Origin of the sequence: Pseudomonas sp. AO-1 (genome assembly GCF_019775695.1) — a bacterium.
Classification (GTDB): Bacteria; Pseudomonadota; Gammaproteobacteria; order Pseudomonadales; family Pseudomonadaceae; genus Aquipseudomonas; species Aquipseudomonas parakoreensis.
In genome coordinates, this window is the sequence record NZ_CP079947.1 from 3,769,693 (window position 1) to 3,796,580 (window position 26,888).

Sequence of the window (26,888 nt, forward strand, 5' to 3'; positions counted from 1 at the left end):
ACATGCCCGACAACCTCACAGCGGACAACGCCGATATCGCGGTGATTGGCGCCGGCATCATCGGTGTCGCCTGCGCTCTGCAACTGGCGCGTCAGGGTAAACGGGTGGTGGTCATCGACAAGCAGCCGCCCGGTCATGGCGCCTCGTTCGGCAACGCCGGACACTTGGCCACTGAGCAGGTGTTTCCGATTGCCGACGCGTCGATCCTCAAGCGCCTGCCGGCGATGTTGATGGACCCGATGGGGCCGCTGCGCCTGGACTGGAAGTACATGCCGTGCGCCGTGCCGTGGTTCACCCGTCTGTTGCTGAACCTGCGCCCGGCGCCGTTTCAGCGCACCGTAGCCGGCTTGCGCGCGCTCAACGAAAGCAGCCTCGACGCCTGGAAGCGCTTGCTGCACAGCATCGCCCGACCCGACCTGCTCAAGGAGGACGGCTCGCTGCTGGTGTTTGAGCGCGCCGAATCGCGACAAGCCGTCGACGCCTTGCAGGCGCGCATGCGTCAGCAACAGGTGCCGGTGGAATTCTGGTCGGCCGACGTTGTCAGGGAGCACGCGCCGCAGCTCAGCGAGCAGATTCAGGGTGGGTTGTTCTACCCGCGCACCGGGCATTTTCTAGATCCGTATCAGGTGGTGTGTGAACTGGTGAGTGCGGCGAAAACGGCCGGCGTGCAGTTTCTCCAGCAGGAAGTTCAGGGTGGTCAGTTGCAGGCGCATGGCGTGTCGTTGCTTACCGATCAGGGGCGTTTCAGCGCACGGCAGGTGCTGATCGCCTGTGGCGCGCATTCGGCGAAGCTCACCACTGCACTGACCGGTAAACGCGTCCCGCTGGACACCGAGCGCGGCTATCACCTGATGTTGCCGCACGAGCACGGGCGCCTGCCGTTTGCGGTGACGTCACTGGAGCGCAAGTTCATCATGACGCCAATGACCGGCGGTCTGCGCCTGGCCGGTACCGTGGAGTTCGCCGGCCTGCAGCGCCCGCCGTTCATGCAGCGCGCCTGGCAGTTGCACCGTTTGAGCAAAGGCTTGTTCCGTCATGATTTGAACGCGGAGGACGCGACGCCGTGGATGGGCTTTCGCCCTTCGCTGCCGGACTCGCTGCCGGTCATCGACCAGGTTTGCGACGGCAAGGTGCTGCTCGCCTTCGGTCATCAGCATCTGGGGCTGACGCAGGCGGCGGTGACGGCGCAGATGGTCGCGCAGCTGGTATCCCCTTCGGCAAACGCTGGCTTGCCGGCACAGGAGGCCTATCGACTGGAGCGTTTCTGAGATTCCGATGAAACGTTTTTGGTTTCATACTGAGCGCCGACCTTGGCCCCGCGCATATGGAACCGACGATGACCTCAGCAATGGATACCCCCGAGCCGCAAGCGATCTGCAACCCCATCACCAGCAGCGCGATCTTCATCGTTGCAACGTTGCTGCCCGGGAACGATGCAGCCAGTCAGGTGCGCGGCTGGTGCGGCGACATCGCCGCCCTCACCCGTTCGGTCGGCAAACGTGTGCCCAACGGCAACTTGTCATGTGTCTGCGGGTTCAGCGCCAGCGCCTGGGACTCGCTGTTCGGCAGCCCGCGCCCGGCCTCGCTGCATCCGTTTCGTGAGTTCGGCGTCGAGGGCCGTCGCGCCGTAGCCACTCCCGGCGATATTCTGCTGCACATCCGTGCCGACCAGATGGACCTGTGTTTCGAACTGGCGACCCAGTTGTGCAGCGCGCTCAATGGCGCGATCACCGTGGTGGATGAGGTGCAGGGGTTCCGCTACTTCGACATGCGCAGCATCATCGGTTTCGTCGATGGCACCGAGAACCCGGTGGGGCGCAAGGCAGATCACTTCACCCTGATCGGCAACGAAGACCCGGCGTTCGAATCCGGCAGTTATGTGCTGGTGCAGAAGTACCTGCACAAGATGGAGGCGTGGAATGCATTGAGCGTCGAGGCTCAGGAGAAGGTGATCGGCCGCACCAAGCTGGCTGACATCGAACTCGGTGAGGAGGTCAAGCCGAGCAACTCCCACAGCGCCCTCACCACCATCACCAAGGACGGCCAGGAGCAGAAGATCCTGCGCGACAACATGCCGTTCGGTCGCCCGGGGGCTGGCGAGTTCGGCACTTATTTCATCGGTTACGCGCGCTCGCCGGAACCGATCGAGCAGATGCTGGAGAACATGTTTGTCGGCAAACCCGTCGGCAACTACGACCGTTTGCTGGACTTCAGCACGGCAGTCACCGGAGGTTTGTTTTTCGTGCCGTCAGCCAACTTGCTCGAAGACCTCGCGGAGCGCGAGCCCGAGCAGGCGTGACACCGTAGCGCCACGCCCGCCCGTCACTCAGTGTGGCGCGCGCGGGATGGTTTTCAGCAGGTCTTCGGGGCTGATGTGGCCCACCACGCTGCCCGGTTGCGGCATGTTGAGGATATGGCCTTTCATCTTGCCGATGATGTGCATCTCGCACGGCTTACAGTCGAACTTCAGGGTCAGCACTTCGTCGCCGTGAATCAGCTGCATCGGCGCGACTTTGGTGCGCACGCCGGTCACGCCCTTGGCCTGTTTCGGGCACAGGTTGAACGAGAAACGCAGGCAGTGCTTGGTGATCATCACCGGCACTTCACCGGCCTCTTCGTGCGCCTCGTAGGCCGCATCGATCAGCTTCACGCCGTGACGGTGATAGAAGTCGCGGGCCTTCTGGTTGTAGACGTTGGCCAGGAACGACAGGTGCGACTCCGGGTACACCGGCGGCGGCGTGGTTTCGGCCTTGCGGCTGCCACGCGGGTGCGCCGCAACGCGGGCGGCGGTCAGCGCTTCGATGACTTCACGGCGCAAGGCTTTGAGCTGCGAGTTCGGGATGAAGAACGCCTGCGGTGCGTCCAGTTTCACGTCGATTGCGTGATATTGGGTAGTGCCGAGCTGGCCGAGCAGATCCTGCAATTGCTCCAGCGCCTGCTCCGGCTTGTTGGCCACCCCGAACGGGCCGTTCAGGGTCACGCTGGCGCTGATGCCCTCTTCACTGGTGGCAGTCAGTTCCAGCTGCTCTTCACGCAGGCGCGCCACCCAGCTCAGGGCCACGCGGCGTTCGGCGGAGGTCTTCAGCAGTGCCTGTTGCCAGTTGTGGTCGAGGTTGCGGTTCAGCGGATGGTTCGGGCGCAGCTTGTACAGGCCTTCGGGCATTTCGTTCGGCTCGACGCGGTAGCGGTAGCGCTTCTCGCCGTCTTCTTCGAACTCGCCTTTCGGCTCGGCGATGTTGGCGCGGAAACCCACGACTTCACGCTTGACCAGCACGTTGAGGCCATCGCCGTTGGACAGCGGCTCCTGCGTCACCACCTGCATGTCACGCTTGCCGACTTTCTCGACGGTGCCAACGGGCAGGCCGGTGAAGGTCGGCGAGTCGAACGCGCCGATGTCGATCTTGCGATCGGTGACGAAGTAGTCGGTACTGCCACGGTGGAAGGTCTTTTCCGGGTCCGGCAGGAAGAAGTGCGCGGTGCGGCCGCTGGAAGCACGGGCCAGGTCCGGGCGGTCTTCGAGCACATCGTCGAGGCGCTGGCGGTAGTAGGCGGTGATGTTCTTCACATAGCCCATGTCCTTGTAACGACCTTCGATCTTGAACGAGCGCACACCGGCCTCGACCAGCGCGCGGATGTTGGCGCTCTGGTTGTTGTCCTTCATCGACAGCAGGTGTTTTTCGTAGGCGATCACCCCACCCTTTTCGTCTTTGAGGGTGTACGGCAGACGGCAGGCCTGGGAGCAGTCGCCACGGTTGGCGCTGCGCCCGGTCTGCGCGTGGGAAATGTTGCACTGCCCGGAGAACGCCACGCACAGGGCGCCGTGGATGAAGAACTCGATGGCGGCATCGGTTTCATCGGCGATGGCGCGGATTTCTTTCAGGTTCAGCTCGCGGGCCAGCACCAGTTGCGAGAAACCGGCCTGATCGAGGAACTTCGCCCGCTCCAGGGTGCGGATGTCGGTCTGGGTGCTGGCATGCAGCTCGATCGGCGGGATGTCCAGCTCCATTACGCCCAGATCCTGAACGATCAGCGCGTCGACGCCGGCGTCGTACAACTGGTGGATCAGCTTGCGGGCCGGCTCCAGTTCGTTGTCGTGCAGAATGGTGTTGATGGTGGTGAAAATGCGCGCGTGATAACGGCGGGCAAATTCCACCAGTTCGGCGATTTCACTCACTTCGTTGCAGGCGTTGTGGCGCGCGCCGAAGCTCGGGCCACCGATGTACACGGCGTCGGCGCCGTGCAGGATGGCTTCGCGGGCGATGGCCACGTCACGGGCGGGGCTGAGCAGTTCCAGGTGATGCTTGGGCAAGGACATAGTTTTTTAGTCAGGCGGTCACGGTCAAGGCGCGCATTGTAGCCGCGAAACGCCCGAGCGGCACGCTTGTGCTGCCAAGTGGCAATTGTCCCGACGCCACTGAAAGACACATCCCCTGCGATAACCGGCTTGCCAGCGCTTAAGGCCTGTCAATTGCCGGATCGGTCGAACGTGTCCGGATCTTCGTCTTCAGGAAGACCCTCATCCGGTTCTTCAGGATGGCTTGTGGTGTGTGCCGGACTATCGGGTTCCGGATGCGTGGGCACCGGGTCGAAAGCGCCCTGCTCTTCACTGGGAAATCTGGGTGTGTTCATGAGGCACCTCGCAAAGAGTCGCTAAGTGAAGACTCTGTACATTCGAGGTGCCGGTCGGGGGCGGCGTTCAGTCATTTCACCATCGCGCAGCGGTGAAGCGACTGACGGTCAGGATCGAGCCTGCAACTGGGCGACGATCTTGTCTTTGACCTGCAGGCGTTTTTCTTTGAGTTTTTTCAATGTGTCATCGCTGGGCGCATCCGAGGTTGCCGTCTCGGCCTTGACGACGTCGGCGTCCGCCTCGGAATACTTGTTGATCAGTGCATCCAGAAATGGATCCTCGGAGCGTTTTTGCTGGACCTCTTCCTTCGTTAGCTTCAAATCCTGATACAGGTCATGAGTCACCGGCATGGAACACCTCCGTCAGTTGATCGGCAGCCAACGCGACCGATGGCGTCAGCCTGTATCAGAATGGCCTCGGTTGAGGGGTTCTGTCGACCACCTGTCAGACCAGCGGTGGCCGTTCGTCGCCCTGTCGTAAACGCGATCAAACCTTTGCCCGCGCCATTGCCTCCATTGCATAACGTCAACAAAAACCTGTGTGGAGAAATACCAATGGACGGATTCAACCTGCGTCATCTCGTTCTGGCTGTCGCGTTGAGCAGCGGCATGGGCAGTGCCTTTGCCGCCACTTCCAACAGCTTCGTCGACAATGCCGCAGCCGGCGGCATTGCGGAGATCGAGACCAGCCGTCTGGCCCTGGAAAAAAGCCAGTCGGCCGACATCAAGGCCTTCGCCAACATGATGATCACCGACCACGGCAAGGCCAACGATGAACTGGCGAGCATCGCCAAGGCCAATGACATCGAGGTGCCGGACAGCACCACCCTGGTCAAGCAGGCCAAGGAGAAGATCCTCGACATGCGCGATGAGTCCTTCGACGCGGCCTACGCCAACAATCAGGTCAAAGCCCACGAAGAAACCATCGAATTGTTCAAGAAAGAAGCGAATACGGTGACCGACGACAAGGTCAAGGGCGCCACGGAATTGAAAGCCTTCGCGCAGAAGATGTTGCCGGCGCTGGAAAAACACCTGGCGGCTGCCAAAGAGTTGCAGGCCAAGCACCCAAGCAAGTAATCCGCGCGACTGCCCCACAAAGCCGCATCCTGCCGATGCGGCTTTTTTCATTCTGCGCCCCGCACCCTGCGCACGCCCGGCGCGCAAAAAACCGCCAAATGCGGCCATCCCGACTAGAGTTACCGGGGCCTTTCTTGCGCCAGATCAAAAATATCCTTGCGCAATGGAACAACTATTTTGAACGGCAAAGGTCACTGACTTCGCACCGGTCATTTTTTACAGAACCGGCCCCGATACGCTACGGAGCAACAGGCACATGGCAGCACTGCAGAACAGCACATACGATGCGATGAAAAACAAACAACCCCAACTGCTGAGCGAATGGATCAAGGGCCTGGAAGCCAGCGGCGCCACCCGCAATCTCAAGGACCAAGACCTGCAACAACAGACCAGCGACTTCCTGCAACTGGTCATCAATGGCCTGCAGGATGACAACGGCACAAACATCAATGCGCCGGGTTGGGAAGCCACCCGCCAGTTCCTCGAAAAGCTGTCCCATAGCCGTGCCCTGCTCGGTCAGGATTCGCAACAGACCGCCAGCTTCATTTTCGCGCTCAAAGGCCCGCTGTTTGCCTTGCTGCAAAGTCACTATCGCGAACAACCGGCACTGCTGGCCGAACAACTCTGGGAGATTTCCGAACTGTTCGACGCCTTCGGCATGCACACCATCCGTACCTTCCAGAAGTCCCGCGAAGCGGTGATCAAACGTCAACAGGAAGAACTGCTGGAGCTCTCCACGCCAGTGGTCAAGCTGTGGGATGGCGTGCTGGCGCTGCCGATGATCGGTACCCTGGATTCGCAACGCACCCAGGTGGTGATGGAGTCCCTGCTGCAACGCATCGTCGACACCGGTTCGGAAATCGCCATCATCGACATCACCGGCGTCCCCACCGTGGACACCCTGGTCGCGCAACACCTGCTGAAAACCGTGACCGCGATTCGCCTGATGGGCGCCGACTGCATCATCAGCGGCGTGCGTCCGCAGATCGCCCAAACCATCGTGCACTTGGGCCTGGACCTGCAAGGCGTGGTCACCAAGGCCAATCTGGCCGATGCCCTGAAACTCGCGCTCACTCGCCTGGGCATCAGCCTCGGCAAAGCGGTCTGAGCCGATGGAGCGTATTCCGATTCTTCAAATGGGCGACTTTCTGCTCGTCACCATCCAGGTCGACATGCATGACCAACTGGCCCTGACCCTGCAGGACGATCTGTCCGAGCGCATCAGCAGGACGTCGGCGCGCGGTGTGTTGATCGACATCTCGGCGCTGGACATGGTCGACTCGTTCATCGGGCGGATGATCGGCACCATCTCCGGCCTGTCAAAAATCATGGATGCCGAAACCATGCTGGTGGGCATGCAACCCGCCGTGGCGATCACTCTGGTCGAGCTCGGCCTGACCCTGCCCGGCGTCAGCACCGCGCTGAACGTCGAGCGCGGAATGAAACTGCTGCAGGAACGAGTACGCCAACAATGACCGTGCGCAGCAGCGGTACTCAACCGATCAGCATCGAGCAGGACGTGGTGCTCGCCCGGCAGACGGCGCGCAAACTGGCCACCGAATGCGGCATGCGGCTGATCGACCTGACCAAACTGGTGACGGCCGTTTCAGAGCTGGCGCGCAACACCATGGTCTATGGCGGTGGCGGCGACATGGACTGGCAGATCCTCGACGAAAACGCTCGTGTCGGCCTGCGCCTGACCTTCCGCGATGAAGGCCCGGGTATTCCCGACATCAAACTGGCGATGACCGATGGCTGGACCTCCGGCAGCGGTCTGGGCCTGGGGCTTACGGGCGCGAAACGGCTGGTCGACGAATTCGAACTGGACACCGAGCCCGGCAAGGGCACTCGAATAACGATCACCCGATGGACATGAATATCGCTGGGTCGCTGACCCAGGTGCTGCTGATCGAAGACAGCAGCCAGATCGGCCACGCCCGGCGCACCGCGCAACGGCTCGCCGAGCAACATGGCTTCGATGCGACCGAAGCCGGACGTGTGGCGCTGGTCGCCACCGAACTGGCCAGTAATGTGCTCAAGCATGCCAGCCGTGGCGAGTTTCATCTGCGGCTGCTACCGCGAACCGGCGGCTTCGGCATCGAAATGCTTGCGGTCGATCGCGCTCAAGGCTTTGACCTGGACGCGTGCCTGACCGATGGCTTTTCCACCGGCGGCACCCAGGGCATCGGGCTGGGCGCCGTGGCGCGCCAGACCGAAGTATTTGACGTTTATGCCGACACCCGTGGCGCGGTGCTGCTGGCGCGTTTGTATCCACGCGCAGACCGTCAGCCCGACCTGCGTTACGGCGTCAGCCAGCACTCACTGCACAACGATCCGGCGTGCGGCGACGCCTGGCACCTGGCGTACAACGGTGCCAACGTCAGTGCGCTGATCATCGACGGCCTCGGCCACGGTGAAGACGCCGAACGGGCGGCGAAGGCCGGCGAACAGGTGTTCGCCCAGAGCCCGTTCGCCAGCCCGGTGCTGCTGATGGAGGACATGCACCGCGACATGATCGGCAGCCGCGGTGGTGCTGCCGCGTTCGCGCAGTTCAATGCCGCCCGCGACGGCCTGACCTTTACCGGCGTTGGCAACATCGGCGCCAGCCTGATCACCGCCGACAAGTCGCGCGGGCTGGCCTCTCATCCGGGGATCGTCGGCGGCCAATACCGGAAAGCCCAGCCCTTTGACTATGCTCACGTGAACGGACATCTATTGATCATGTACAGCGACGGCCTGCAGTCCCGTTGGAATCTTCAAGACTACCCCGGTCTGGTGCACCGCCATCCCGCCGTGATAGCCAGCGTCCTGCACCGCGATTTCTGTCGCGGACGCGACGACGTAACAGTGCTGGTCGTTGCCCTGGAGGCCGCCCGTGGCTGAGTCGCCCACCCTGAACGCGGCGGAGCAGGCTGCGCTGATCGCCCAGTTGCAAAGCGAGACCGCCGCCCTGCGCGACGAACTCGACGAAACCAATCAGGGCGTGCTTGCGCTTTACGCCGAGCTCGACACCCAGGCCGAACAACTGCGCCAGGCTTCGGATCTGAAAAGCCGTTTCCTGTCGTACATGAGCCACGAGTTCCGCACGCCGCTGGGTTCGATCCTGAGCGTCAACAGTTTGCTCGCCGACGAGCTCGACGGTCCGCTCAGCACCGAGCAGCACAAACAAGTGGCGTTCGTCAGCAGCGCCGCCCGGGAACTGAGCGACATGGTCGATGACCTGCTCGATCTGGCGAAGATCGAAGCCGGACGAATCAGTATTTCTCCGGCGTGGTTCGACATGTTCGATCTGTTCAGCGCGTTGCGCGGCATGTTCCGGCCGATCGTCGATGCGTCGGCGGTTGATCTGATTTTCGAAGAGCCGGTCGGATTGCCGCGCCTGTACACCGACGACAAGAAACTCGCGCAGATCTTGCGCAATTTCATTTCCAACTCGCTGAAATTCACCACCCGTGGCGAAGTCCGGGTCTCGGCGCGCCTGGAAGGTGCGGACAAAGTACGTTTTGCCGTCAGCGACACCGGCATCGGTATCGCGCCGGAGCTGCATGGTGCATTGTTCGAGGACTTTTCTCAGGTCGACTCGCCATTGCAGAAACGCCTGCGCGGCACCGGTCTCGGCTTGTCGCTGTGCAAGCGCTTCGCCGCCCTGCTCGGCGGCGAGGTCGGAATGGACAGCACGCCGGGTGTCGGCTCGACCTTTTTCGTGATCATTCCACTGGCGCTCGCCCTGGAGAATGTCGATGAAACGTGACATCCGTCTGTTGATCGTCGACGACAACGTCGCCACTCGCTACGCCTTGCGCCGGCGTCTGGAGCGCCATGGCTATGAGGTGCTGGAGGCCGGTACCGGCAACGAGGGCCTGACGCTGATCGCCAGCGAAGCGCTCGATGCCCTGATCCTCGACGTCAATCTGCCGGACATGAGCGGTTTCGATATCGTGCGCATCCTGCGGGCCGATGCACACACCGCGCTGCTGCCGGTGATCCACGTGTCTGCGGCGTCGATCCAGACCGGCGACATCATCACCGGGCTGGACGCCGGGGCCGATGCCTACCTGATTCACCCGGTGGACCCGGACGTGCTGTTGGCGACCCTGCGCACCCTGCTGCGAGTGCGTGATACCGAAAACGCGCTGCGCGAGAGCGAGGCCCGGTTTCGCGAGATTTTCGTCAATGTCTCGGCGCCGATTGCCGTGCTCGACGCCAACCTGAAAGTGCATGAATGCAACCACGCCTTCACGCAAATGATTCAGGACAACCGCAACCCGCACACCCTCAGCGAATGCTTCGACGATGACCAGGGCGCGATCCTCAACGAGTTGCGCCTGCGACTGGTCGATGGCGAGCGCTGGAAAGGCACGTTGAACATGCGCGTACAGGGCGAGATTCGCGAAACCGAGTGGCAGATTTCGCCGTACCGCACGCCGCAGCTCAGCCTGGTATTCGTCGAAGACGTCACCGAGCATCGCCACCGCGAACGCTCGCACCTGGCACAGCTGGACGACACCACCACACAACTGGCCAAGGAAGTCGCCGAGCGCGTGCGTGCCGAATCGCAGCTGCTGCAAGTGCAGAAAATGGACGCGCTGGGCAAGCTCACCGGAGGCATTGCCCACGACTTCAACAATCTGCTGACCGGGATCATCACCAGCCTGGAACTGATCCAGAAACGCGTGGCCGATGCGCGTCCGGACAAGGTGCAGTTCTACGCCGAAGCCGCACTGAATTCAGCGATGAGCGCCGCGTCACTCACTCATCGCCTGCTGGCCTTCGCTCGCCAACAGCCATTGGATACCCGACCGGTAGACATCAATGAGCAAGTGCGCTCGCTGGAAGAGTTGCTGATGCGCACCATCGGTGAACGCATCACGCTCAAACTGGAGCTGACCAACAAACCGGCGATTGCCCTGGTCGATCCGGTGCAACTGGAAAGCGCGGTGCTGAATCTGGTGATCAATGCCCGGGATGCGCTGCCCAGGGGCGGTAATATCTGGGTCAACACCTATGCGGCGTATTCCCACGGCGACCCGAACCTGGCCGATGGTGCGTATGTGGCGCTGTCGGTGCGCGATGACGGCACCGGTATCGAGCACAGTGTGATCGACAAAGTGTTCGATCCGTTCTTCACCACCAAACCGCTGGGTCAGGGGACCGGTCTGGGGCTGTCGACGATCTACGGTTTCGCCCGCCAGTCCGGCGGCGATGCGCACATTCGCAGCGTGGCACGGCGCGGTACCGAAGTGACCCTCATGCTGCCGGCGACCAACGACCCGACCGGGGCCGATATCCCGGCACCGAAAATTGATCCGCAGGGCGCCGGTGAGCATGTCCTGATTGTCGAAGACATGCCGGCGGTGCGCATGTTCGTCACCGAAGTGCTGGAGGATGCGGGTTACCGCTGCACCCAGGCGGCGGATATCGAAACCGCACTGGAGCGCTTGCAGAATGATCCGACCATCGACCTGTTGCTGAGCGATGTTGGCCTGCCGCGCATGAGCGGTCGCGAACTGGCGGACGTGGCGCGGGGCTGGCGCGAAAACCTGCCGATTCTGTTCATGACCGGTTATGCCGAGACCGCGATCAATCGTCAGGTATTCCTGGGCAGCGGCATGGAAATGCTGGTCAAGCCGTTCCAGATCAGCGAACTGCTGGACAAGGTTCGTCGCACGCTTGATGGTGCCTGACATACCGCCATCGCCAGCAGGCTGGCTCCCAAAAGGGTTATGTACACCCGATAACCTGTGGGAGCGGGCTTGCCCGCGATGGCGTCGGCACATTCAGCCTCTCATTGCCTGACATTCCGCTTTCGCTGGCAAGCCAGCTCCCACAGGACTGATGCCATCCGCAGGTGTTGTGAACACCGCAAAAACCTGTGGGAGCCGCGCTTGCCCGCGAAGGCGTCGGTACATCCAGCATCTCTATTGCCTGACACACCGCTTTCGCTGGCAAGCCAGCTCCCACAGGACTGATGCCATCCGCAGGTGTTGTGAACACCGCAAAAACCTGTGGGAGCCGGGCTTGCCCGCGATGGCTTCGGCACATTCCGCCTCTCATTGCCTGACCTTCCGCTTTCGCTGGCAAGCCAGCTCCCACAGGACTGATGCCATCCGCAGGTGTTGTGAACACCGCAAAAACCTGTGGGAGCGGGCTTGCCCGCGATGGCGTCGGCACATTCAGCCTCTCATTGCCTGACATTCCGCTTTCGCTGGCAAGCCAGCTCCCACAACGTTTTTGTTGATCATCAGCCTTGTGCACACCGCAGAACCGGTGGGCTATCGGCTCAAGGCCCGCGCCAGAAACGGCGCCGTCCGGCTCTTCTTGCTCGTTGCGACTTTCTGCGGTGTGCCCGCCACGACAATCCGGCCGCCCTGATCCCCGGCCCCCGGGCCGATGTCGATCACCCAGTCACTCTGCGCTACCACGCGCATTTCATGCTCGACCACGATGACCGTGTGCCCTGCCGTCACCAGGTTGTCCAGTTGTTCAAGCAGCCGATCGACATCCCGCGGATGCAAGCCGGTGGTCGGTTCATCCAGCACATACAAGGTCGCGCCGCGCTGATTGCGCTGCAGTTCGGTTGCCAGTTTGATCCGCTGCGCCTCGCCACCGGACAGCTCGGTGGCCGGCTGCCCGAGCCGCAGATAACCGAGGCCGATGTCTCGCAGCACTTCCAGCGAACGGCGAATTGTCGGCTGTTCGCCGAACACCTCGACCGCTTCATCCACGGTCAGTTGCAGCACCTGCGCAATGCTCAGGCCTTGCCACTGAATCATCAACGTCTGCGGGTTGTAGCGCGCGCCATGACAGGTTGGACACGGTGCATACACGCTCGGCATGAACAGCAACTCAACGCTGACAAACCCCTCACCCTCGCAGGTCGGGCAACGGCCCTTGGCGACGTTGAAGGAGAACTGCCCGGCGTCGTACCCCGCCGCCCGCGCCTCGGGGGTGGCGGCGAACAGTTTGCGGACGTTGTCAAACAACCCGGTGTAGGTCGCCAGATTCGAACGCGGCGTGCGGCCAATCGGCTTCTGATCGACCTGCACCAGTCGTTTGATCGACTCCAGCCCTGAAGTCACCTGACCGCTGCTGGCCTGCGGCGCGTCGTCTTCGAGACTGAGTTCTTCCGGCTCGTCCTCAACCAGCGGCCGCCCAAGTTGCGCGCCGACCAGTTCGAGCAACGCCTGACTGACCAGACTCGACTTGCCCGAACCCGATACCCCGGTCACCGAGGTGAAACAGCCCAGCGGAAATTCAGCGCTGAGGTTGTGCAGGTTATTGCGGCTGACGCCATCGAGTTTCAGCCACCCGCTCGGCTTGCGCGCCGTACGGATCGGCTGCTGGCTCTCGGCAAACAGATAGGCGCGGGTCTGCGATTCGTCGATCTCGGCCAAGCCTGCTGGCGGGCCGCTGTACAACACCTGCCCGCCCTTCTCGCCCGCTGCCGGGCCAACATCGATCAGCCAGTCGGCACGGCGCATGGTTTCCAGATCGTGCTCGACCACAAACAGCGTATTGCCGTCAGCCTTCAAGCGCTGCAAGGCTTCGAACAGCGCCTCGCCATCGGCTGGATGCAAGCCGGCGGACGGCTCGTCGAGCACGTAGATCACGCCGAACAGTTGCGAGCCCAATTGCGTCGCCAGGCGCAGGCGCTGCAGCTCGCCGGACGACAAGGTCGGCGTGCTGCGCTCCAGCGCCAGGTAACCAAGGCCCAGATCGGTCAGGGTGCTCACCCGTTCCAGCAAGTCCTCGGCAATGCGCTGCGCTGCCAGACGCTTTTCCAGCGACAGGTTCGGCGTGTGGCGTACGTCCGGCGCGCTGGCGTGGCCGCTGGCACCGTGGGCGACGCGTTGCTGACGCGCCTCGCGGGTTTGCGCTTGGCTGAGGGTTTCACCGCTTTCCTCGGCCTGTTCCAGATACGTCGCCGCAGCCACGGGCTTCAATACTTCGGCGACTTGCAGCAACGGCATCTGCGACAACTCGCCAATGTCGTAACCGGCAAAGGTCACCGACAACGCTTCACGCTTGAGGCGCTTGCCGTCACACAACGGGCACGGGCTGCCGAGCATGAATTGCGCAACGCGCTTCTTCATCAGCGCACTTTGCGAGTGGGTGAAGGTGTGCAGGATGTAACGGCGGGCGCCGGTGAAGGTGCCCTGATAACTCGGTTCCATCTTGCGTTTGAGCGCGACCCGGGTTTCCTCCGGGGTCAGCCCGGCGTACACCGGCACGGTGGGCGTTTCTTCGGTGAACAGAATCCAGTCGCGCTGTTTTTTCGGCAGCTTCTTCCACGGAATGTCGACGTCGATGCCCATGGTCACAAGAATGTCGCGCAGGTTCTGCCCTTGCCACGCCAGCGGCCAGGACGCCACGGCGCGCTGGCGGATGGTCAGGTTCGGATCGGGCACCATCAGCGCCTCGGTCACTTCGTAGACCCGGCCAAGGCCGTGGCACTCTGGACAGGCGCCCTGCGGCGTGTTCGGTGAAAAATCCTCGGCATAGAGCATCGGTTGCCCCGACGGATAACTGCCGGCGCGGGAATACAGCATGCGGATCAGGCTGGACAACGTGGTCACGCTGCCCACCGACGACCGCGTGCTCGGCGTACCGCGCTGTTGTTGCAAAGCCACGGCGGGCGGCAAGCCTTCGATGGAATCGACATCCGGCACTCCGACTTGATCGATCAGGCGCCGCGCGTACGGCGCCACCGATTCGAAATAGCGCCGTTGGGCTTCGGCGTACAAGGTCGAAAAGGCCAGCGACGACTTGCCCGAACCGGAAACGCCAGTAAACACCACCAGCGCATCGCGGGGGATGTCGACGTCGACGTTCTTCAGGTTGTGCTCACGGGCGCCACGCACCCGGACCATGCCGGTAGGTGCTTTGGAATTACGCTTGGAAGTCATTGGCTGTCCCTGCAGAAAAAATTAGGGGCGAAGCTGAACCCTGTGGTGAGGGGATTTATCCCCGATCGGCGGCGCAGCCGGCGCAGTCACTGCAAATGCCATATAGCTGGAAAAATGCAGGGGAGTGCTGCGCACTCCATCGGGGATGAATCCCCTCGCCACAGGAATCGGGAATTGGCCAGCTAGGCACTGAGCACCGATCGAATCATCTGCAACAGTGACTCCGGGCCATACGGTTTGCTCAGCAAGTGCGTGTCCGGACTCAACTGGTGGTTGCGCGAAATGATGTCGCGGGTGTGGCCAGAGGTGAACAGTACCGCCACCGGCGGTACCTGCACCTTGGCCCATGCCGCCAGATCGGAGCTTTTGATCAGCCCCGGCATCACCACGTCGGTGAAAATCAGATCCACTTCGATACCTTCCAGCAGCCTCTGCATCGCCACGTCGCCATTGCCGGCGGTCAACACGCGATAACCCTCTTCGCGCAGCAATTCCACGGCCGAGGCGCGCACCGCGTCGTTGTCTTCGACCACCAGAATGGTCTCGTGGCCGCCGCCCTGTTGCTTGTCGATACTCGGCGTCTCATCAAGGACCGGACGCAGGCTGCGCGGAAAGTACAGTTGCACCCGCGTGCCTTCGCCCACGGTGCTGTCGATCTCGACATGGCCACCACTTTGTTTGACGAAACCGAACACCATGCTCAAACCGAGCCCGGTGCCCTGGCCGTCAGCCTTGGTGGTGAAGAACGGCTCGAATACCTGCTCAAGCATTTGAGGCGCAATGCCGACGCCGCTATCGCTGACCATCACCCTTACAAAATCGCCGGCGACGATGCCTTTGCCTGCGCAAAAAGTGCTGTCCAGCCGCGTATTGATGGCGCTGAGGACAATCGTGCCCTCGCCTTTCATCGCGTCCCGGGCGTTGATCGCCAGATTGAGAATGGCGTTTTCCAGCTGATTGCGGTCGACGTTGATGTGCCACGGTTCCTGCGGCAATTGCACGTCGATCTGAATGGTTTCGCCCAGCGCACGCTGGAGCAATTCGCCGACGCCGTCGAAGATCTGCCGCGGATCGCACACCGCCGGCGACAACGGTTGGCGCCGGGCAAAAGCGAGCAATTGCGACGACAGTTTCGCACCACGTTCCACCGCTGCCAGCGAGGCGCTGACCCGGCGTTGCACGTTGGCATTGTCCGGCTCATGCCGCGCCAGCAAATGCAGGTTGCCGGCAATCACTTGCAGCAGGTTGTTGAAATCGTGGGCCACGCCACCGGTGAGTCCGCCGATGGCTTCAAGTTTTTGCGACTGGCGCAATTGCTCTTCCGCCGCCAGCCGGGCATCCACTTCACTGGCCACCCGCTGCTCCAGGTTGCGCGTGAATTTGAGCAGGGATTCTTCGGCGATCTTGCGTTCATGGATGTCGATCAACACCCCGGGGAAACGGAGCGGCGTGCCTTGCTCGTCAAACTCGCATGCGCCGCTGGCAAGCACCCACAGATAGCTGCCGTCGGCCCGTAACACGCGGTACTCGGCGTTGTACGGCTCACCGGTGTGCAGCGAATGATTGACCCGGTCCTGCACCCACGCCAGGTCATCCGGGTGAATCCGCGATTCAGTCAAGGATTGCGGCAGGTTGCTCAGATCCTGCTCCGGCGGATACGAAAACGTGCGAGCGAAACGCTCGTCCGCCGACAACACATTGTTCTTCACATCCCAGACAAACGAGCCGAGCAACGCCCCGGCATTCAGCGCCAGACGCACCCGTTCGTTATCGGCGCGATAGGCGTCTTCAGCGGCCTGACGCAGTTGTTCGGAGCGCACTAGCTCGGTGGTCTCGACCACCATCGCCATCACCCCGGAAGGCACGCCATCATCGTTGGCCACCGGGCTGTAATACAGATCCATCCAGACATCTTCAGGCACGCCATCGCGCAACAGCACCAGTTCCTTGTTGCGGTAGGACAAGGTGCCGCCCGCCAGACAGGTGTCGACCACGTGCCGGTTGAACTCGGCGACTTCCGGCCACCCCAGTTCCACGGGTGCACCCAGCAGATACGGGTGGCGGCCACCGGCAAACTGCGAGTACGCGTCGTTGTAGATCATGTACCCGGCGTGGCCCCAGAGCATGACCATCGGCAGGGGCGAAGCCAGCATCAATTGCACGGTGCTGCACAGGCTGGCAGGCCAGGTGTCGAGCGGGCCGAGTTCGGTGAGGCGCCAGTCGAACGCGCAAATGCGTTCGGCCATCTCGCCTTTCCAGCCGTCACAACCGTGGCTATCGGATAAAAACTGCATCGATTGACTCGGTGTCCTGTGGTGTTTGCCCGATATATCGCAACGCTGAACGAACGCAGCGCCCCTGTGTTTCGAGCGCCGTCGGTCGCATTGGTTTCATTGAAGGTATAGCCGATTTCTCGCGGCGCCCCGGGTTCAGACCCCGATCAGGTGTTTGAGCGGATGGTAGCCAGTTTTCATCTTCGCAGCGACGTCGAGAATCGCCTTTTCGACGCCATTGAGGTGCAGGCAGGTCAGCTCGATGGCGGCGTTCTGGTCGCCTGCCTCGATGTATTCGATCAGGCGCAGATGTTCGTTGTCGCGGCAGGCTTCGTGGCTGTCGTCATCCAGTGCGGCAACGTACAGCGAGGCGCGGGAAATCAGCTTCTGGAACCAGTCCAGCAGCACCGGATTATTGAGGCTGCGCGCCAGTTTGATATGGAACTCGCCGAGCAGGTGGATCAGTCGTTCATGATCGCCGGCGGCGTGGGCTTCATCTTCCAGCAACAGATGTTTGCGCAGGTCTTGCATCGCCGCGGTGTCCTTGCGGCGGCACAGCTCGGTGACGATGCCGATCTCGATCAGCCGCCGGGTTTCGAACAGCGAGCGGATCTCTTCATCGCTGGGCAAAGACACCGACGCACCCTTATTGGGCTCGGTGGTGACCAGGCCATCAGCCTCCAGTTGCTTGAGCGCAGCGCGCACCGACGTACGGCTGACATTGAACAGTTCGGCCAGCGACGCTTCACCCAACTTCATCCCCGGACGCAGCGAACGCTTGCTGATCGCCTGGTAAACCCCTTGGTAGACGCGGTCGACCGTGGTTTCCAGTTTCTTCTCGGTCATTCGAACACTCCTTTAGCCTCAGGCAAACACGGTGTTCCAGAGTTTTGCGCTGTTTGCTTCGATAAGTGTGGCGCAGGATATCGCCTTTGGTGGCGAGATGCAGGGGATGAATCGCAAGTCAGGAGGGGTCAAGTGAGCGGGAGGCCGTCATGATGCAAAAAGATCGCAGCCTGCGGCAGCTCCTGCATTTGGGATGCGTTTCCCTGTAGGAGCTGCCGCAGGCTGCGATCTTTTGATCTTCAGTCGGTACCGTACTTGGGCGAACGCGGACCGTACAACAGACCGGCGTGCTGACCGGCCGACAACAGACGATTGCTCGCCACACCGGCAATCGGATACCCGGCGTCGGTCGAACTGTTGATCACCTGCTTCACTGCGGCGGTAATCAGCATGCCGACCAGACCGCCACCGCTGTTGTTGCCGCCCTCTTCGCTCGACGCCCGCGCCGAACCGGTCCACAGCGTGGTGCCGGACTTCAGGTCCACCAGTTTGGCGGTGGCGGTCACCGCGGTTTCGCTGCTGATGACCATGTAACGCGTACCGTACTCGGTCACGGTGATGTACAACGCAGCGTCGGCGCCGAAGATTTCCTTCAGTTTGTTCGCCGGAGCCTGATGGATATCATCCGGCGTAGTCAGACCGTTCTGGCGGAAGGTTTCGTCCACCAGCGCGATCGGCAGTACGTAGTAACCGGCTTCAGCCAGTGGAAACGTCACTTGCGACAACAGGCTGTACGAGGCTTTCACGTCCGGCGAGGTGTTCAGCGGCGGCAGCACCAGAATGGTCTTCGGCCGTGCCTGCTTGTACGCCGAATAGTCGACGGTTTTCGGCGCAACACAGCCACCGAGTACGGTCAGGGCCAAACCGGCGGCCAGCAGTTTCAGGCTGCGCGAGATCATTTGGCGTCTCCGGTCTTGGCGTTTTTAAGCAGAAAATCCATGTATGGGCCGGACTCGGGGAACAGCGCTTTTTCGGTGCGGAACTGCTGCACCATCTGATCGTCCTTGCCCATGCTCAGGTACAGCAGCCCGAGATGCGCGTGGTAGCCCGGCGGCACAGCCTTGCCGGTGGAACGGATCTTTTGCAGATCGCGCTCCAGCACTTCGGCCTGTGCTTCCTTCGGCTCTTCGCCTTTGAAGTATTCGTAGACCTGCGGTTGATAGTCTTCCCACTGGTACAGGGTTTTCGGGCTGCTGCAACCGGCCAGCAAGGCGCTGGCGGCCAGCGTCAGGGCCAGCAGCGACCGCGACAAAGTCAGATTCATGGGGTGTTGCTCCTTGCAATGAATAACGATCAGTTAGCCGGTTTCCAGGCACCGGCGTTCATGCCATCGACCAGACGATTGATCGCCTCGCGCATGGCCAGATCGAGGACTTTGCCGTTGAGGGTGGAGTCGTACGCGGCGGTGCCGCCAAAACCGATGATTTCGCGGTTGGACAAGGCGTACTCGCCGGCGCCCTGCGTCGAATACACCACTTCGGAGGTGCTGATGTTGACGATGTTCAGGTTGACCTTGGCGTAGGCGACCTGGGTCTTGCCACGGCCAAGAATGCCGAACAGTTGGTGGTCGCCGGTTTCCTTGCGGCCGAACTCGGTGACGTCACCGGTGACCACGTAATCGGCACCCTTGAGGCGCTGGGCCTGGCCCTTGATCGCGGCTTCCTGCTGGATCTCGCCCATGTTGTCGCGGTCCAGTACCGAGAAACGGTTGGTCTGCTGCAAGTGCGTGATCAGGATGGTCTTGGCCTGGCCGCCGAGACGATCGACGCCGTCGGAGAAGATCCCGCGCATGTAGCTGGAGCGGTTATCGAACTTGCCCACCGCCATCGGTACGCGAACGCCGGTCCAGACTTGCGTGGCGCTCTCGACCTTGGCCACCGGCAGTGCGCGGGAGCTTTCGGTGGCGCATCCGGCAAGGGAGCTGGCAAGGGTGCCGAGCACGGCAATCGCAACGCCTGAGACCAACATCCGGGAGATCATTCTCACTGTGCATTCCTTCTGAAAAAACGGTGTGCCCCGGCACGGCAAAGCGGTGGGGAGCAGGAAAAGGGGCGGCATTATGACAAAGCGCCATCATTCGCGACAGATTTTTTTGACGCCAATGAATTGGCTGATCTGAACGACACAAATACCCCGTGTAGGAGCTGCCGCAGGCTGCGATCTTTTGACTTGGCTTTTTAAAATCAAGATCAAAAGATCGCAGCCTGCGGCAGCTCCTACAGGGGGATCGGTGTTAGTGGAAGTCGCGGCTTTGTACGCGGATGCCATCGAGCAGCGGACTCAGATCGCTCAGCCGCCCGGCGATCAGGTGCCGCACTTCGCCCTCACGCTCCCAGCGGCCGTCAACCTTGAGCAGTTGCGAGCCGACCAGCACCTGACGCTGACGCTCGGCCAGATCGCGCCAGACCACCACGTTGACGTTGCCGAACTCGTCTTCGAGGGTGACGAAGGTTACGCCGCTGGCAGTGCCCGGTCGCTGACGCCCGGTGACCAGCCCGGCGATGCTCACTGGCCGACCGTGTTCCACCTCCAGCAACTCCTGTGAACTGCGGCAACGCCGGGCCTTGAGTTCGCCACGCAGCAACGCCAACGGATGCGGCCCCAAGGTGGTGCCAAGCGTCGCGTAATCGGCCTGCAAGTCCTCGCCGACACTCGGTTTGGGCAGCAGCACATCGGGCTCTTCCTGGCTCGGCAAGCCGGCAAACAGACCCAGCTGTTTCTGCACCCCGGCCACTTCCCAGCGCGCGCGATGCCGATGCCCGGCCACCCCGCGCAACGCCCCGGCATCCGCGAGCAACGCCTGGGCCCGACTGTCGAGCGCGGCCCGTTCGCCCAGGTCGGCGACATCGGCAAACGCTCCCCGCGCCCGCGCCGCCTCAATGCGCCGCGCATCGTCCTCGCGAAAGCCCTTGATCATCCGCAGGCCCATGCGGATCGCCGGTTGCGCGCCGCTGATCGGTTCCAGGCTGCAATCCCAGTCGCTGGCACGCACGTCCACCGGACGGATCTGCAATTGATGGCGGCGCGCGTCCTGAAGGATCTGATCCGGGCTGTAGAAACCCATCGGCCAGCTATTGATCAGCGCACAGGCGAACGCCGCCGGTTCGTGGCACTTGAGCCAGCAACTGGCGTAGGTCAGCAAGGCGAAACTGGCAGCGTGGGATTCGGGAAACCCGTAACTGCCAAACCCCTTGATCTGCTCGAAGATCTGCGCGGCGAATTCCGGGGTGTAGCCGTTTTTCTTCATCCCGGCAGCCAGACGCTCCTTGTGCGGCTCCAGCCCGCCGTGGCGTTTCCACGCGGCCATCGAGCGACGTAACTGATCGGCCTCACCGGGGCTGTAGTCGGCGGCGACGATGGCGATCTGCATCACCTGTTCCTGAAACAGCGGCACGCCGAGGGTGCGCTTGAGCACCACTTCCAGCTCCGGCGAGGGATAGGTTTCCGGCTCTTCCTTGTTGCGGCGACGCAGGTACGGATGAACCATACCGCCCTGAATCGGCCCGGGGCGGACGATGGCGACCTCAATCACCAGGTCGTAGAACTTCGCCGGCTTCAGGCGCGGCAGCATCGACATCTGCGCCCGCGATTCGATCTGGAACACGCCGATGGTGTCGGCGCGGCTGATCATCTCGTAGGTCGGTTTGTCTTCAGCAGGAATCGTCGCCAGGCTCAGATCCAGATGCCGATGCCGACGCAGCAAGTCGAAGCAGCGACGGATCGCACTGAGCATGCCGAGGGCGAGGATATCGACCTTGAGCAGCCCGACCGCGTCGAGGTCGTCCTTGTCCCACTGAATGATCGTGCGCTCGGCCATGGCCGCGTTTTCCACCGGCACCAGGGTGTCCAGCGGCTGTTCGGAAATCACGAAACCGCCGGGGTGCTGCGACAGGTGCCGGGGGAAGCCGATCAGTTGCCCGGTCAGGCTCAGCACCCGGCGCAGTACCGGGCTGTCGGGATCGAAGCCGCCTTCGAGCAAGCGTGCCAGCGGCGGTGTTTCATCGCTCCAGTGACCGCAGCAATCGGCCAGCGCATTGATCTGATCCGGCGGCAAGCCCAAGGCCTTGGCCACGTCACGCACCGCACCGGCGGCGTGGTAAGTGCTGACCACTGCCGTCAGCGCTGCCCGCTGGCGACCATATCGGCGAAACACGTATTGCAGGACTTCTTCGCGGCGTTCGTGCTCGAAATCCACATCAATGTCCGGCGGCTCGTTGCGCTCCTTGGACATGAAGCGTTCGAACAGCAGCGTGGTGCGATCCGGGTCGATCTCGGTGATACCCAAGGCAAAACACACCGCCGAGTTGGCCGCCGAGCCGCGGCCCTGACAGAGAATCCTTTGCTCGCGGGCAAAGCGCACCACGTCGTGCACGGTGAGGAAGTAGCTTTCGTAGCCGAGTTCGGCGATCAGTTTCAGTTCATCGTCGATTTGCTTGAGCACTTTGGCCTGCGGCCCTTTTGGCCAGCGCCAGGCAATGCCGTCTTCAGTCAGTTGGCGCAACCAGGAGCTGCCGGTATGCCCCTGCGGCACCAGCTCTTTCGGGTACTCATAGCGCAACTCGCCAAGATCGAAGGTGCAGCGCCGCGCCAGTTGCACCGAGGCGTCGAGCAACGCTTGCGGATACAACTCGCGCAACACGTCGAGGCTGCGCAGATGGCGCTCGCCGTTGGGGTGCAGGCGCAACCCGGCCTCGGCCACCGGGACGTGATGGCGGATCGCAGTCATGGTGTCCTGCAAAGCGCGCCGGCCACGGGCGTGCATGTGCACATCACCGCTGGCGACAGCGGCAATCTGCAGCTGCTCGGCCAGACTCCGCAGCGCCGCCAGCCGGCGCTGATCGTCCTGACCGCGATGCAACTGCACCGCCAGATACAGGCGCGCGCCGAAAGCCTGTTTCAGCCAGCGCCCCTCTTGCACGTCATCGACGCTGTCCGGCACCCACACGATGAACAATCCCGGCAGCGCCTCGCTGAAATCCTCGCGCAACACCTGGTACTGGCCCTTCTGCGTGCGCCGCCGAGCCTGGGTAATCAAGCCGCACAAGGTTTGATAGCCCGCCAGATTCTCCACCAGCAGTATCAGTTTCGGGCCGTTATCGATACGGACTTCACTGCCGATGACCAGCGGCAGCTCCACTGATTTTGCCGCTTGCCAGGCGCGGACGATCCCGGCCAGCGTGCATTCATCAGTGATCGCCAACGCCTGATAACCGTGTTTTTTTGCCCGTTGGAACAGCTCAAGGGCGCTGGAGGCACCGCGCTGGAAACTGAAGTTCGACAGGCAATGCAGTTCGGCATAACCATCGCTCATGCAAACCAGCCCTGCAGCCACAACGGACCGCCCTCGCCCACCGCCCGATAGGCCCAGCCCTGCTGACCGGCGCGGTTCTGGATCAGGTAGTAATCGCGGCGCACGTCGTCCCCGTCCCACCAGCCGGATTCGATGCGCTCCGGGCCCATGAGGATTCGCGCCGAACCTTCGGGCACGCTTTGCGGTTCGCCGAGCAACCAGCCCGGACGCTGCACGCTCGGCAAACCGCTGCAACGCTGTTTGTCGACAGCGTTCTGCCACGCACATTCGGGGCGGTGGTCGGCCTGAAAGCGCAGCCCCTGCACCGCGTCATCGCCGAGCCGTGCGCGCAGGCGTTCGCGCAACTGCTCCCAGGGCAAGGTCTGTTGCGGACGGTCATCGAACAGTTCCTGAAACTGTGGCACAAAACTCGGCAGGTCTTCGGCACGCAGACGAAAACCGCGCACCGGGGCCTCGACCTGGACTTGCTCCAGTCGCCCGCGGGCCAGTTCGAAGAGCATCGCCGGATCGCGCTCGGCGCTGAGCAGCCCGACCTTGATCAGCGTGTCCGGCAGCCCGGCGTGCTCCAGATGCAGGTCGAAACGCTGCACGCCGCTGTCACGTCCGCAGAGGAACGCCGACAGGTCAGCGGTCAAGCGGCGTAACGGGAACAGCAGCGCCTGATGCGACTGCACGTCGAAATTGAGCTCGATGCGCACATCGAAACGATCCGGCGGCAGATAGAACGCCAAGGCCAGCGGACGCGCGCCAAACAAGGTGTCGAGGTGTTTGAGCATTGACGCTTCGAAACGCCGGGCCAGGGCCTGACGTGGCAGGCTTTGCAGCTGGTTCAGGTGGCGCAGGCCCATGCGCGTCAGCGCCGTGGCGACTTGCGGCTCCAGCCCGACACGGTCGACGGGCAACTGCCCGAGGTGATGTTGCAGGGCTTCGCCGTCCGGTACGACGAGACCGTCGTAGGCGTTGGCCAGCACCCGCGCCGCCACCGGATTCGGTGCGGCGACGATGCGATGGCGGAAACCCAGCTCGGTCAGTTCCTTGCGCAGCCGCGCTTCGAACTGCGTCCAGGAACCGAACAGGCCCAGGCTCGACTCGATCTCGAACACCACGGTACGCGGATAATGCACGCTGACCTGGGCGCTGAACCGATAAGCCCACGCCGCGAGAAATTGCTGCCAGTGCTCGACCTCGGCCAGGTCGTAATCGGCCGTGGCAAAGCCTTTGCACAAGGCTTGTGCGGCGGTCATCGACTGGCCGGCACGCAGCCCGAGCTGGCGCGCCGCTGGATTGACCGCTTGCAGCACCCGGCGCTGGGCCGGGCCGCTGAGCAGCACCAACGGTTCATCGGGATCGGCACGCTGACGCAACACCGCGTCGAGGGCCAATTGCGGGAACAGAATACACACCCAGCGCATGACGACCTCAGTGCCCCACGGCAAAGGCAATCGGTGCCGTGCGCGCCAGTCCGCCCCGGCATTTGAGCACGCGCAACTGGGACGGTCTGGCATCGATGGCAATGCGCAACGCCGCCGGCGACGGGTTGACCGCCTCGCTCAGCGCACGCCAGGCAAACGCCAGGGTCTGGCCGGTTTCCGCCGCCACCTGCAAGCGCCGCAACGCACGATCATCGGCCTTGTGCGGCCAGCACAGCACCGCGCCGCAACTGCCCGAACGCAGGCATTGTTCCACCGCCCACAAGGCATCGCGTTCGCTGGCCTGAATCACCGACAACTGGCGCAGATCGACCCCGGCGTTCGCCCACGCCTGCGGGTACGGCACGAACGGTGGCGCCACCAGCACGATGCGCTCGCCCGCTGCCGACAACCGCGCGAGCGTCGGCCACACCAGTTGCAGTTCGCCGACACCGGGGCCGGCCAGGAGGATTTCACTCAGCGCCGCTTCCGGCCAGCCGCCGCTGGGCAATGCCGCATCGAGGGCTGCATGCCCGGTGGGTTGCGGGCTGGCCGCCGGCGGCGCAGGGCGGCCCTTCCAGACCTGGCCACCATTGAACAGCGTATCGAGTGCAACGACGGCGCCCATCAGCCTTGCCTCACCAGACCGCAGAACACCCCTTCGATGGCCAGGTCCTGATCGTCGCGCACGACAATCGGCTGGTACGCCGGGTTGCGCGGCAGCAGCCGAACCTCATCGCCTACGCGCTCGAAGCGTTTGATTGTCACTTCACCGTCAAGGCGCGCCACCACGATCTGGCCGTTGAGCGCCTCGGGATTGCGCTTCACCCCCACCAGATCGCCGTCAAGAATGCCGTCCTCGATCATCGAATCGCCCTGCACCCGGAGCATGTAGTCGGGCGCACGGGAGAACAGCGCGGGATCAAGCATCAAGCGGTTATGGATGTCGGCATCGGCACCGATCGGCGCACCGGCAGCCACCCGGCCGAGCACCGGAATGTCCAGTAGCTCCGGCCGCGCGGGTTGCCCGAGCAGGCGAATGCCCCGGGCCTGATGCGGGTTGACCTCGATAAACCCGGCTTCGGTGAGCGCCAGCACATGCTTGCGCGCCACGCTGCGCGAGGCAAAACCAAAAGCCTCGCTGATTTCAGCGAGGCTTGGGGGCTGACCGTGTTCGGCGATGCGTTCGCGGATAAAGGTCAGGATGGCGGTACGGCGGGGAGTAAGATTGGTCATGGAGTACATTTGTACTCCTGTGGGATTTTACTGACAAGCACCGCCAGTCGGCCTGAGCTGGCGATCCACAAAAATCAAAAGATCGCAGCCTCGTTTCACTCGGCAGCTCCTACAAAAGAAGGCGACTCGGGGACTGTGTAGGAGCTGCCGCAGGCTGCGATCTTTTGATTTTAAAAAGCAAGATCAAAAGATCGCAGCCTGCGGCAGCTCCTACAGAGGGACGGGGCTTCAGTTGAGGCCACGTTCGGCGAGGAAGGCGGCGATGTAATCGATGAACGCGACGACCTTGGCCGTGGCTCGTCGATGGCTCGGGTACACCGCAAGAATGTGCGGGCCGAAGCTGTCCGGGTCGATTTCATAATCAGCCATGACCCGCACCAGACGCCCGTCGGCGATGTACGGCGCGGCGCTCCACAGCGGCGTGTGCAGCAAGCCGCGTCCGGCCAGGGCGCCGGCCAGCAGCAGGTCGTAATTGTCACTGCGCAACCGCGGCGCCGTCGGCTGTGGCAGGCTCAGGCACTGGCCGTCGCGCTCGGCCCACCAGAATTCGCGACTGAGCAATGGGTGCTGATACAGCAGCCATTCATGCTGCTCAAGGGTTTGCGGATTCACCGGCAAACCCTTGCGCGCCAGATACTCCGGGCTGCCGCACAAGGCCAGTCGATTGCTGCCGACCACCCGGGCAATCAGCCCCGGCAAGTCGTCATGGCCCTCGCGCAAGGCCAGGTCGTAGCCGCTTTCCAGCAGATTGACGAACGCGTCGCACAGATCCACTTGCAGGCTGATCTGCGGGTATTGCTGCAAGAAGCCGTCGCACACCTGATCAAGAAACGCCCGCCCATAAGCCAGTGGCGCAGTGATTTTCAGGTTGCCGCGCAGACCGTGCTGCAATTGCTCGATCTCTTCGCCGGCCTCCTCCAGCCGCTGCAGCACCAGCCGTGCGGTTTCCAGGTAGACCCGGCCGATTTCGGTCAGCAGGATCCGCCGCGTGCTGCGCTCGAACAGGCGCGCACCGAGTTCCGCCTCCAGGTGATTGACCGCTTTGGTCAGGGCCGACGGGGTCTTGCCCAGTTGCTCGGCCGCGCGGCTGAAACTACCGAGTTGCGCGGTGACCACGAACATTTTCAGTGCACCCAACTTGTCCATGCTTTTTCCATTCAGGCAAAAACGTTTTTCGTGAGGAAGGCGTTCTGTCGGCCAG

Annotated in this window: 22 protein-coding genes; 9 read left to right on the top strand and 13 right to left on the bottom strand. The window is 62.5% G+C overall.

Annotated features, from left to right (window positions below):
* The first annotated feature begins 2 nt into the window (after window positions 1-2).
* Together KVQ82_RS17310 and KVQ82_RS17315 are read left to right on the top strand one after the other, a co-directional pair.
* Entirely contained in the window at window positions 3-1,268 is a 1,266-nt protein-coding gene (locus KVQ82_RS17310; RefSeq protein WP_222014774.1) for an FAD-binding oxidoreductase, read from the top strand.
* A 68-nt stretch (window positions 1,269-1,336) separates the two neighbouring features.
* Window positions 1,337-2,299: a Dyp-type peroxidase gene (locus KVQ82_RS17315; protein ID WP_222014775.1), complete on the top strand. Its 963-nt coding sequence runs from the start codon at window positions 1,337-1,339 to the stop codon at window positions 2,297-2,299.
* Between the two features lie 27 nt (window positions 2,300-2,326).
* Here the strand turns inward: KVQ82_RS17315 and KVQ82_RS17320 are convergent, their stop codons facing one another.
* Both KVQ82_RS17320 and KVQ82_RS17325 read right to left on the bottom strand, forming a co-directional pair.
* Window positions 2,327-4,315 carry a U32 family peptidase gene (locus KVQ82_RS17320; protein ID WP_041072532.1) on the bottom strand — a complete coding sequence of 663 codons (1,989 nt, stop codon included), beginning with the start codon at window positions 4,313-4,315 and terminating at the stop codon, window positions 2,327-2,329.
* A gap of 422 nt (window positions 4,316-4,737) precedes the next feature.
* Window positions 4,738-4,980, bottom strand: a complete 243-nt coding sequence (locus tag KVQ82_RS17325) for a DUF465 domain-containing protein (protein ID WP_041072529.1) — start codon at window positions 4,978-4,980, stop codon at window positions 4,738-4,740.
* A gap of 204 nt (window positions 4,981-5,184) precedes the next feature.
* Here KVQ82_RS17325 and KVQ82_RS17330 point away from each other — a divergent pair, with 204 nt between their 5' ends.
* The 7 genes from KVQ82_RS17330 to KVQ82_RS17360 all read left to right on the top strand — a co-directional run bounded on the left by KVQ82_RS17330 (window position 5,185) and on the right by KVQ82_RS17360 (window position 11,390).
* Window positions 5,185-5,706 (top strand): DUF4142 domain-containing protein, encoded by a 522-nt coding sequence (locus tag KVQ82_RS17330; protein ID WP_121185148.1) that lies wholly within the window; start codon window positions 5,185-5,187, stop codon window positions 5,704-5,706.
* A gap of 256 nt (window positions 5,707-5,962) precedes the next feature.
* On the top strand, window positions 5,963-6,814 hold the full coding sequence (locus KVQ82_RS17335) for an STAS domain-containing protein (protein WP_222014776.1): 852 nt from the start codon (window positions 5,963-5,965) through the stop codon (window positions 6,812-6,814).
* 4 nt (window positions 6,815-6,818) lie between these two features.
* Entirely contained in the window at window positions 6,819-7,181 is a 363-nt protein-coding gene (locus KVQ82_RS17340) for an STAS domain-containing protein (RefSeq protein WP_041072523.1), read from the top strand.
* A complete protein-coding gene (locus KVQ82_RS17345; protein WP_041072521.1) occupies window positions 7,178-7,582 on the top strand; it encodes an anti-sigma regulatory factor in 405 nt (134 codons plus the stop codon). Before KVQ82_RS17340 ends, KVQ82_RS17345 begins: the two co-directional genes overlap by 4 nt.
* Window positions 7,579-8,589, top strand: coding sequence for an ATP-binding protein (locus tag KVQ82_RS17350; protein ID WP_222019419.1), 1,011 nt, complete (start codon window positions 7,579-7,581; stop codon window positions 8,587-8,589). Before KVQ82_RS17345 ends, KVQ82_RS17350 begins: the two co-directional genes overlap by 4 nt.
* Window positions 8,582-9,457 carry a sensor histidine kinase KdpD gene (locus KVQ82_RS17355; RefSeq protein ID WP_222014777.1) on the top strand — a complete coding sequence of 292 codons (876 nt, stop codon included), beginning with the start codon at window positions 8,582-8,584 and terminating at the stop codon, window positions 9,455-9,457. Before KVQ82_RS17350 ends, KVQ82_RS17355 begins: the two co-directional genes overlap by 8 nt.
* Complete coding sequence (locus tag KVQ82_RS17360) at window positions 9,447-11,390, top strand: response regulator (protein WP_222014778.1); 1,944 nt, start codon at window positions 9,447-9,449, stop codon at window positions 11,388-11,390. The genes KVQ82_RS17355 and KVQ82_RS17360 overlap by 11 nt, the downstream gene beginning before the upstream one ends.
* A gap of 588 nt (window positions 11,391-11,978) precedes the next feature.
* On the opposite strand, the gene KVQ82_RS17365 is transcribed toward KVQ82_RS17360, so the two are convergent.
* From KVQ82_RS17365 to KVQ82_RS17415, 11 genes are all read right to left on the bottom strand, one after another.
* Window positions 11,979-14,612 carry an excinuclease ABC subunit UvrA gene (locus tag KVQ82_RS17365; protein ID WP_222014779.1) on the bottom strand — a complete coding sequence of 878 codons (2,634 nt, stop codon included), beginning with the start codon at window positions 14,610-14,612 and terminating at the stop codon, window positions 11,979-11,981.
* 182 nt (window positions 14,613-14,794) lie between these two features.
* Window positions 14,795-16,906, bottom strand: a complete 2,112-nt coding sequence (locus KVQ82_RS17370) for a PAS domain-containing sensor histidine kinase (RefSeq protein WP_145597110.1) — start codon at window positions 16,904-16,906, stop codon at window positions 14,795-14,797.
* 135 nt (window positions 16,907-17,041) lie between these two features.
* Window positions 17,042-17,731, bottom strand: a complete 690-nt coding sequence (locus KVQ82_RS17375) for a GntR family transcriptional regulator (protein ID WP_041073761.1) — start codon at window positions 17,729-17,731, stop codon at window positions 17,042-17,044.
* Between the two features lie 239 nt (window positions 17,732-17,970).
* Window positions 17,971-18,630: a DUF799 domain-containing protein gene (locus KVQ82_RS17380; protein ID WP_041073763.1), complete on the bottom strand. Its 660-nt coding sequence runs from the start codon at window positions 18,628-18,630 to the stop codon at window positions 17,971-17,973.
* The gene (locus KVQ82_RS17385; RefSeq protein WP_003225593.1) at window positions 18,627-18,995 is read right to left on the bottom strand and encodes a DUF4810 domain-containing protein; all 369 of its coding nucleotides are present in this window, start codon (window positions 18,993-18,995) and stop codon (window positions 18,627-18,629) included. Before KVQ82_RS17385 ends, KVQ82_RS17380 begins: the two co-directional genes overlap by 4 nt.
* 29 nt (window positions 18,996-19,024) lie before the next feature.
* On the bottom strand, window positions 19,025-19,711 hold the full coding sequence (locus KVQ82_RS17390; RefSeq protein WP_186448497.1) for a CsgG/HfaB family protein: 687 nt from the start codon (window positions 19,709-19,711) through the stop codon (window positions 19,025-19,027).
* 253 nt (window positions 19,712-19,964) lie between these two features.
* Window positions 19,965-23,042 (bottom strand): error-prone DNA polymerase, encoded by a 3,078-nt coding sequence (locus tag KVQ82_RS17395; RefSeq protein ID WP_222014780.1) that lies wholly within the window; start codon window positions 23,040-23,042, stop codon window positions 19,965-19,967.
* Entirely contained in the window at window positions 23,039-24,454 is a 1,416-nt protein-coding gene (locus KVQ82_RS17400) for a DNA polymerase Y family protein (RefSeq protein ID WP_222014783.1), read from the bottom strand. The genes KVQ82_RS17395 and KVQ82_RS17400 overlap by 4 nt, the downstream gene beginning before the upstream one ends.
* Window positions 24,455-24,461: 7 nt before the next feature.
* Window positions 24,462-25,079, bottom strand: coding sequence for a translesion DNA synthesis-associated protein ImuA (gene imuA, locus KVQ82_RS17405; protein ID WP_222014790.1), 618 nt, complete (start codon window positions 25,077-25,079; stop codon window positions 24,462-24,464).
* Window positions 25,079-25,696 (bottom strand): transcriptional repressor LexA, encoded by a 618-nt coding sequence (lexA, locus tag KVQ82_RS17410; RefSeq protein WP_086790987.1) that lies wholly within the window; start codon window positions 25,694-25,696, stop codon window positions 25,079-25,081. The genes imuA and lexA overlap by 1 nt, the downstream gene beginning before the upstream one ends.
* 219 nt (window positions 25,697-25,915) lie before the next feature.
* Window positions 25,916-26,833, bottom strand: a complete 918-nt coding sequence (locus tag KVQ82_RS17415; RefSeq protein ID WP_222014791.1) for a LysR family transcriptional regulator — start codon at window positions 26,831-26,833, stop codon at window positions 25,916-25,918.
* Window positions 26,834-26,888 lie beyond the last annotated feature (55 nt).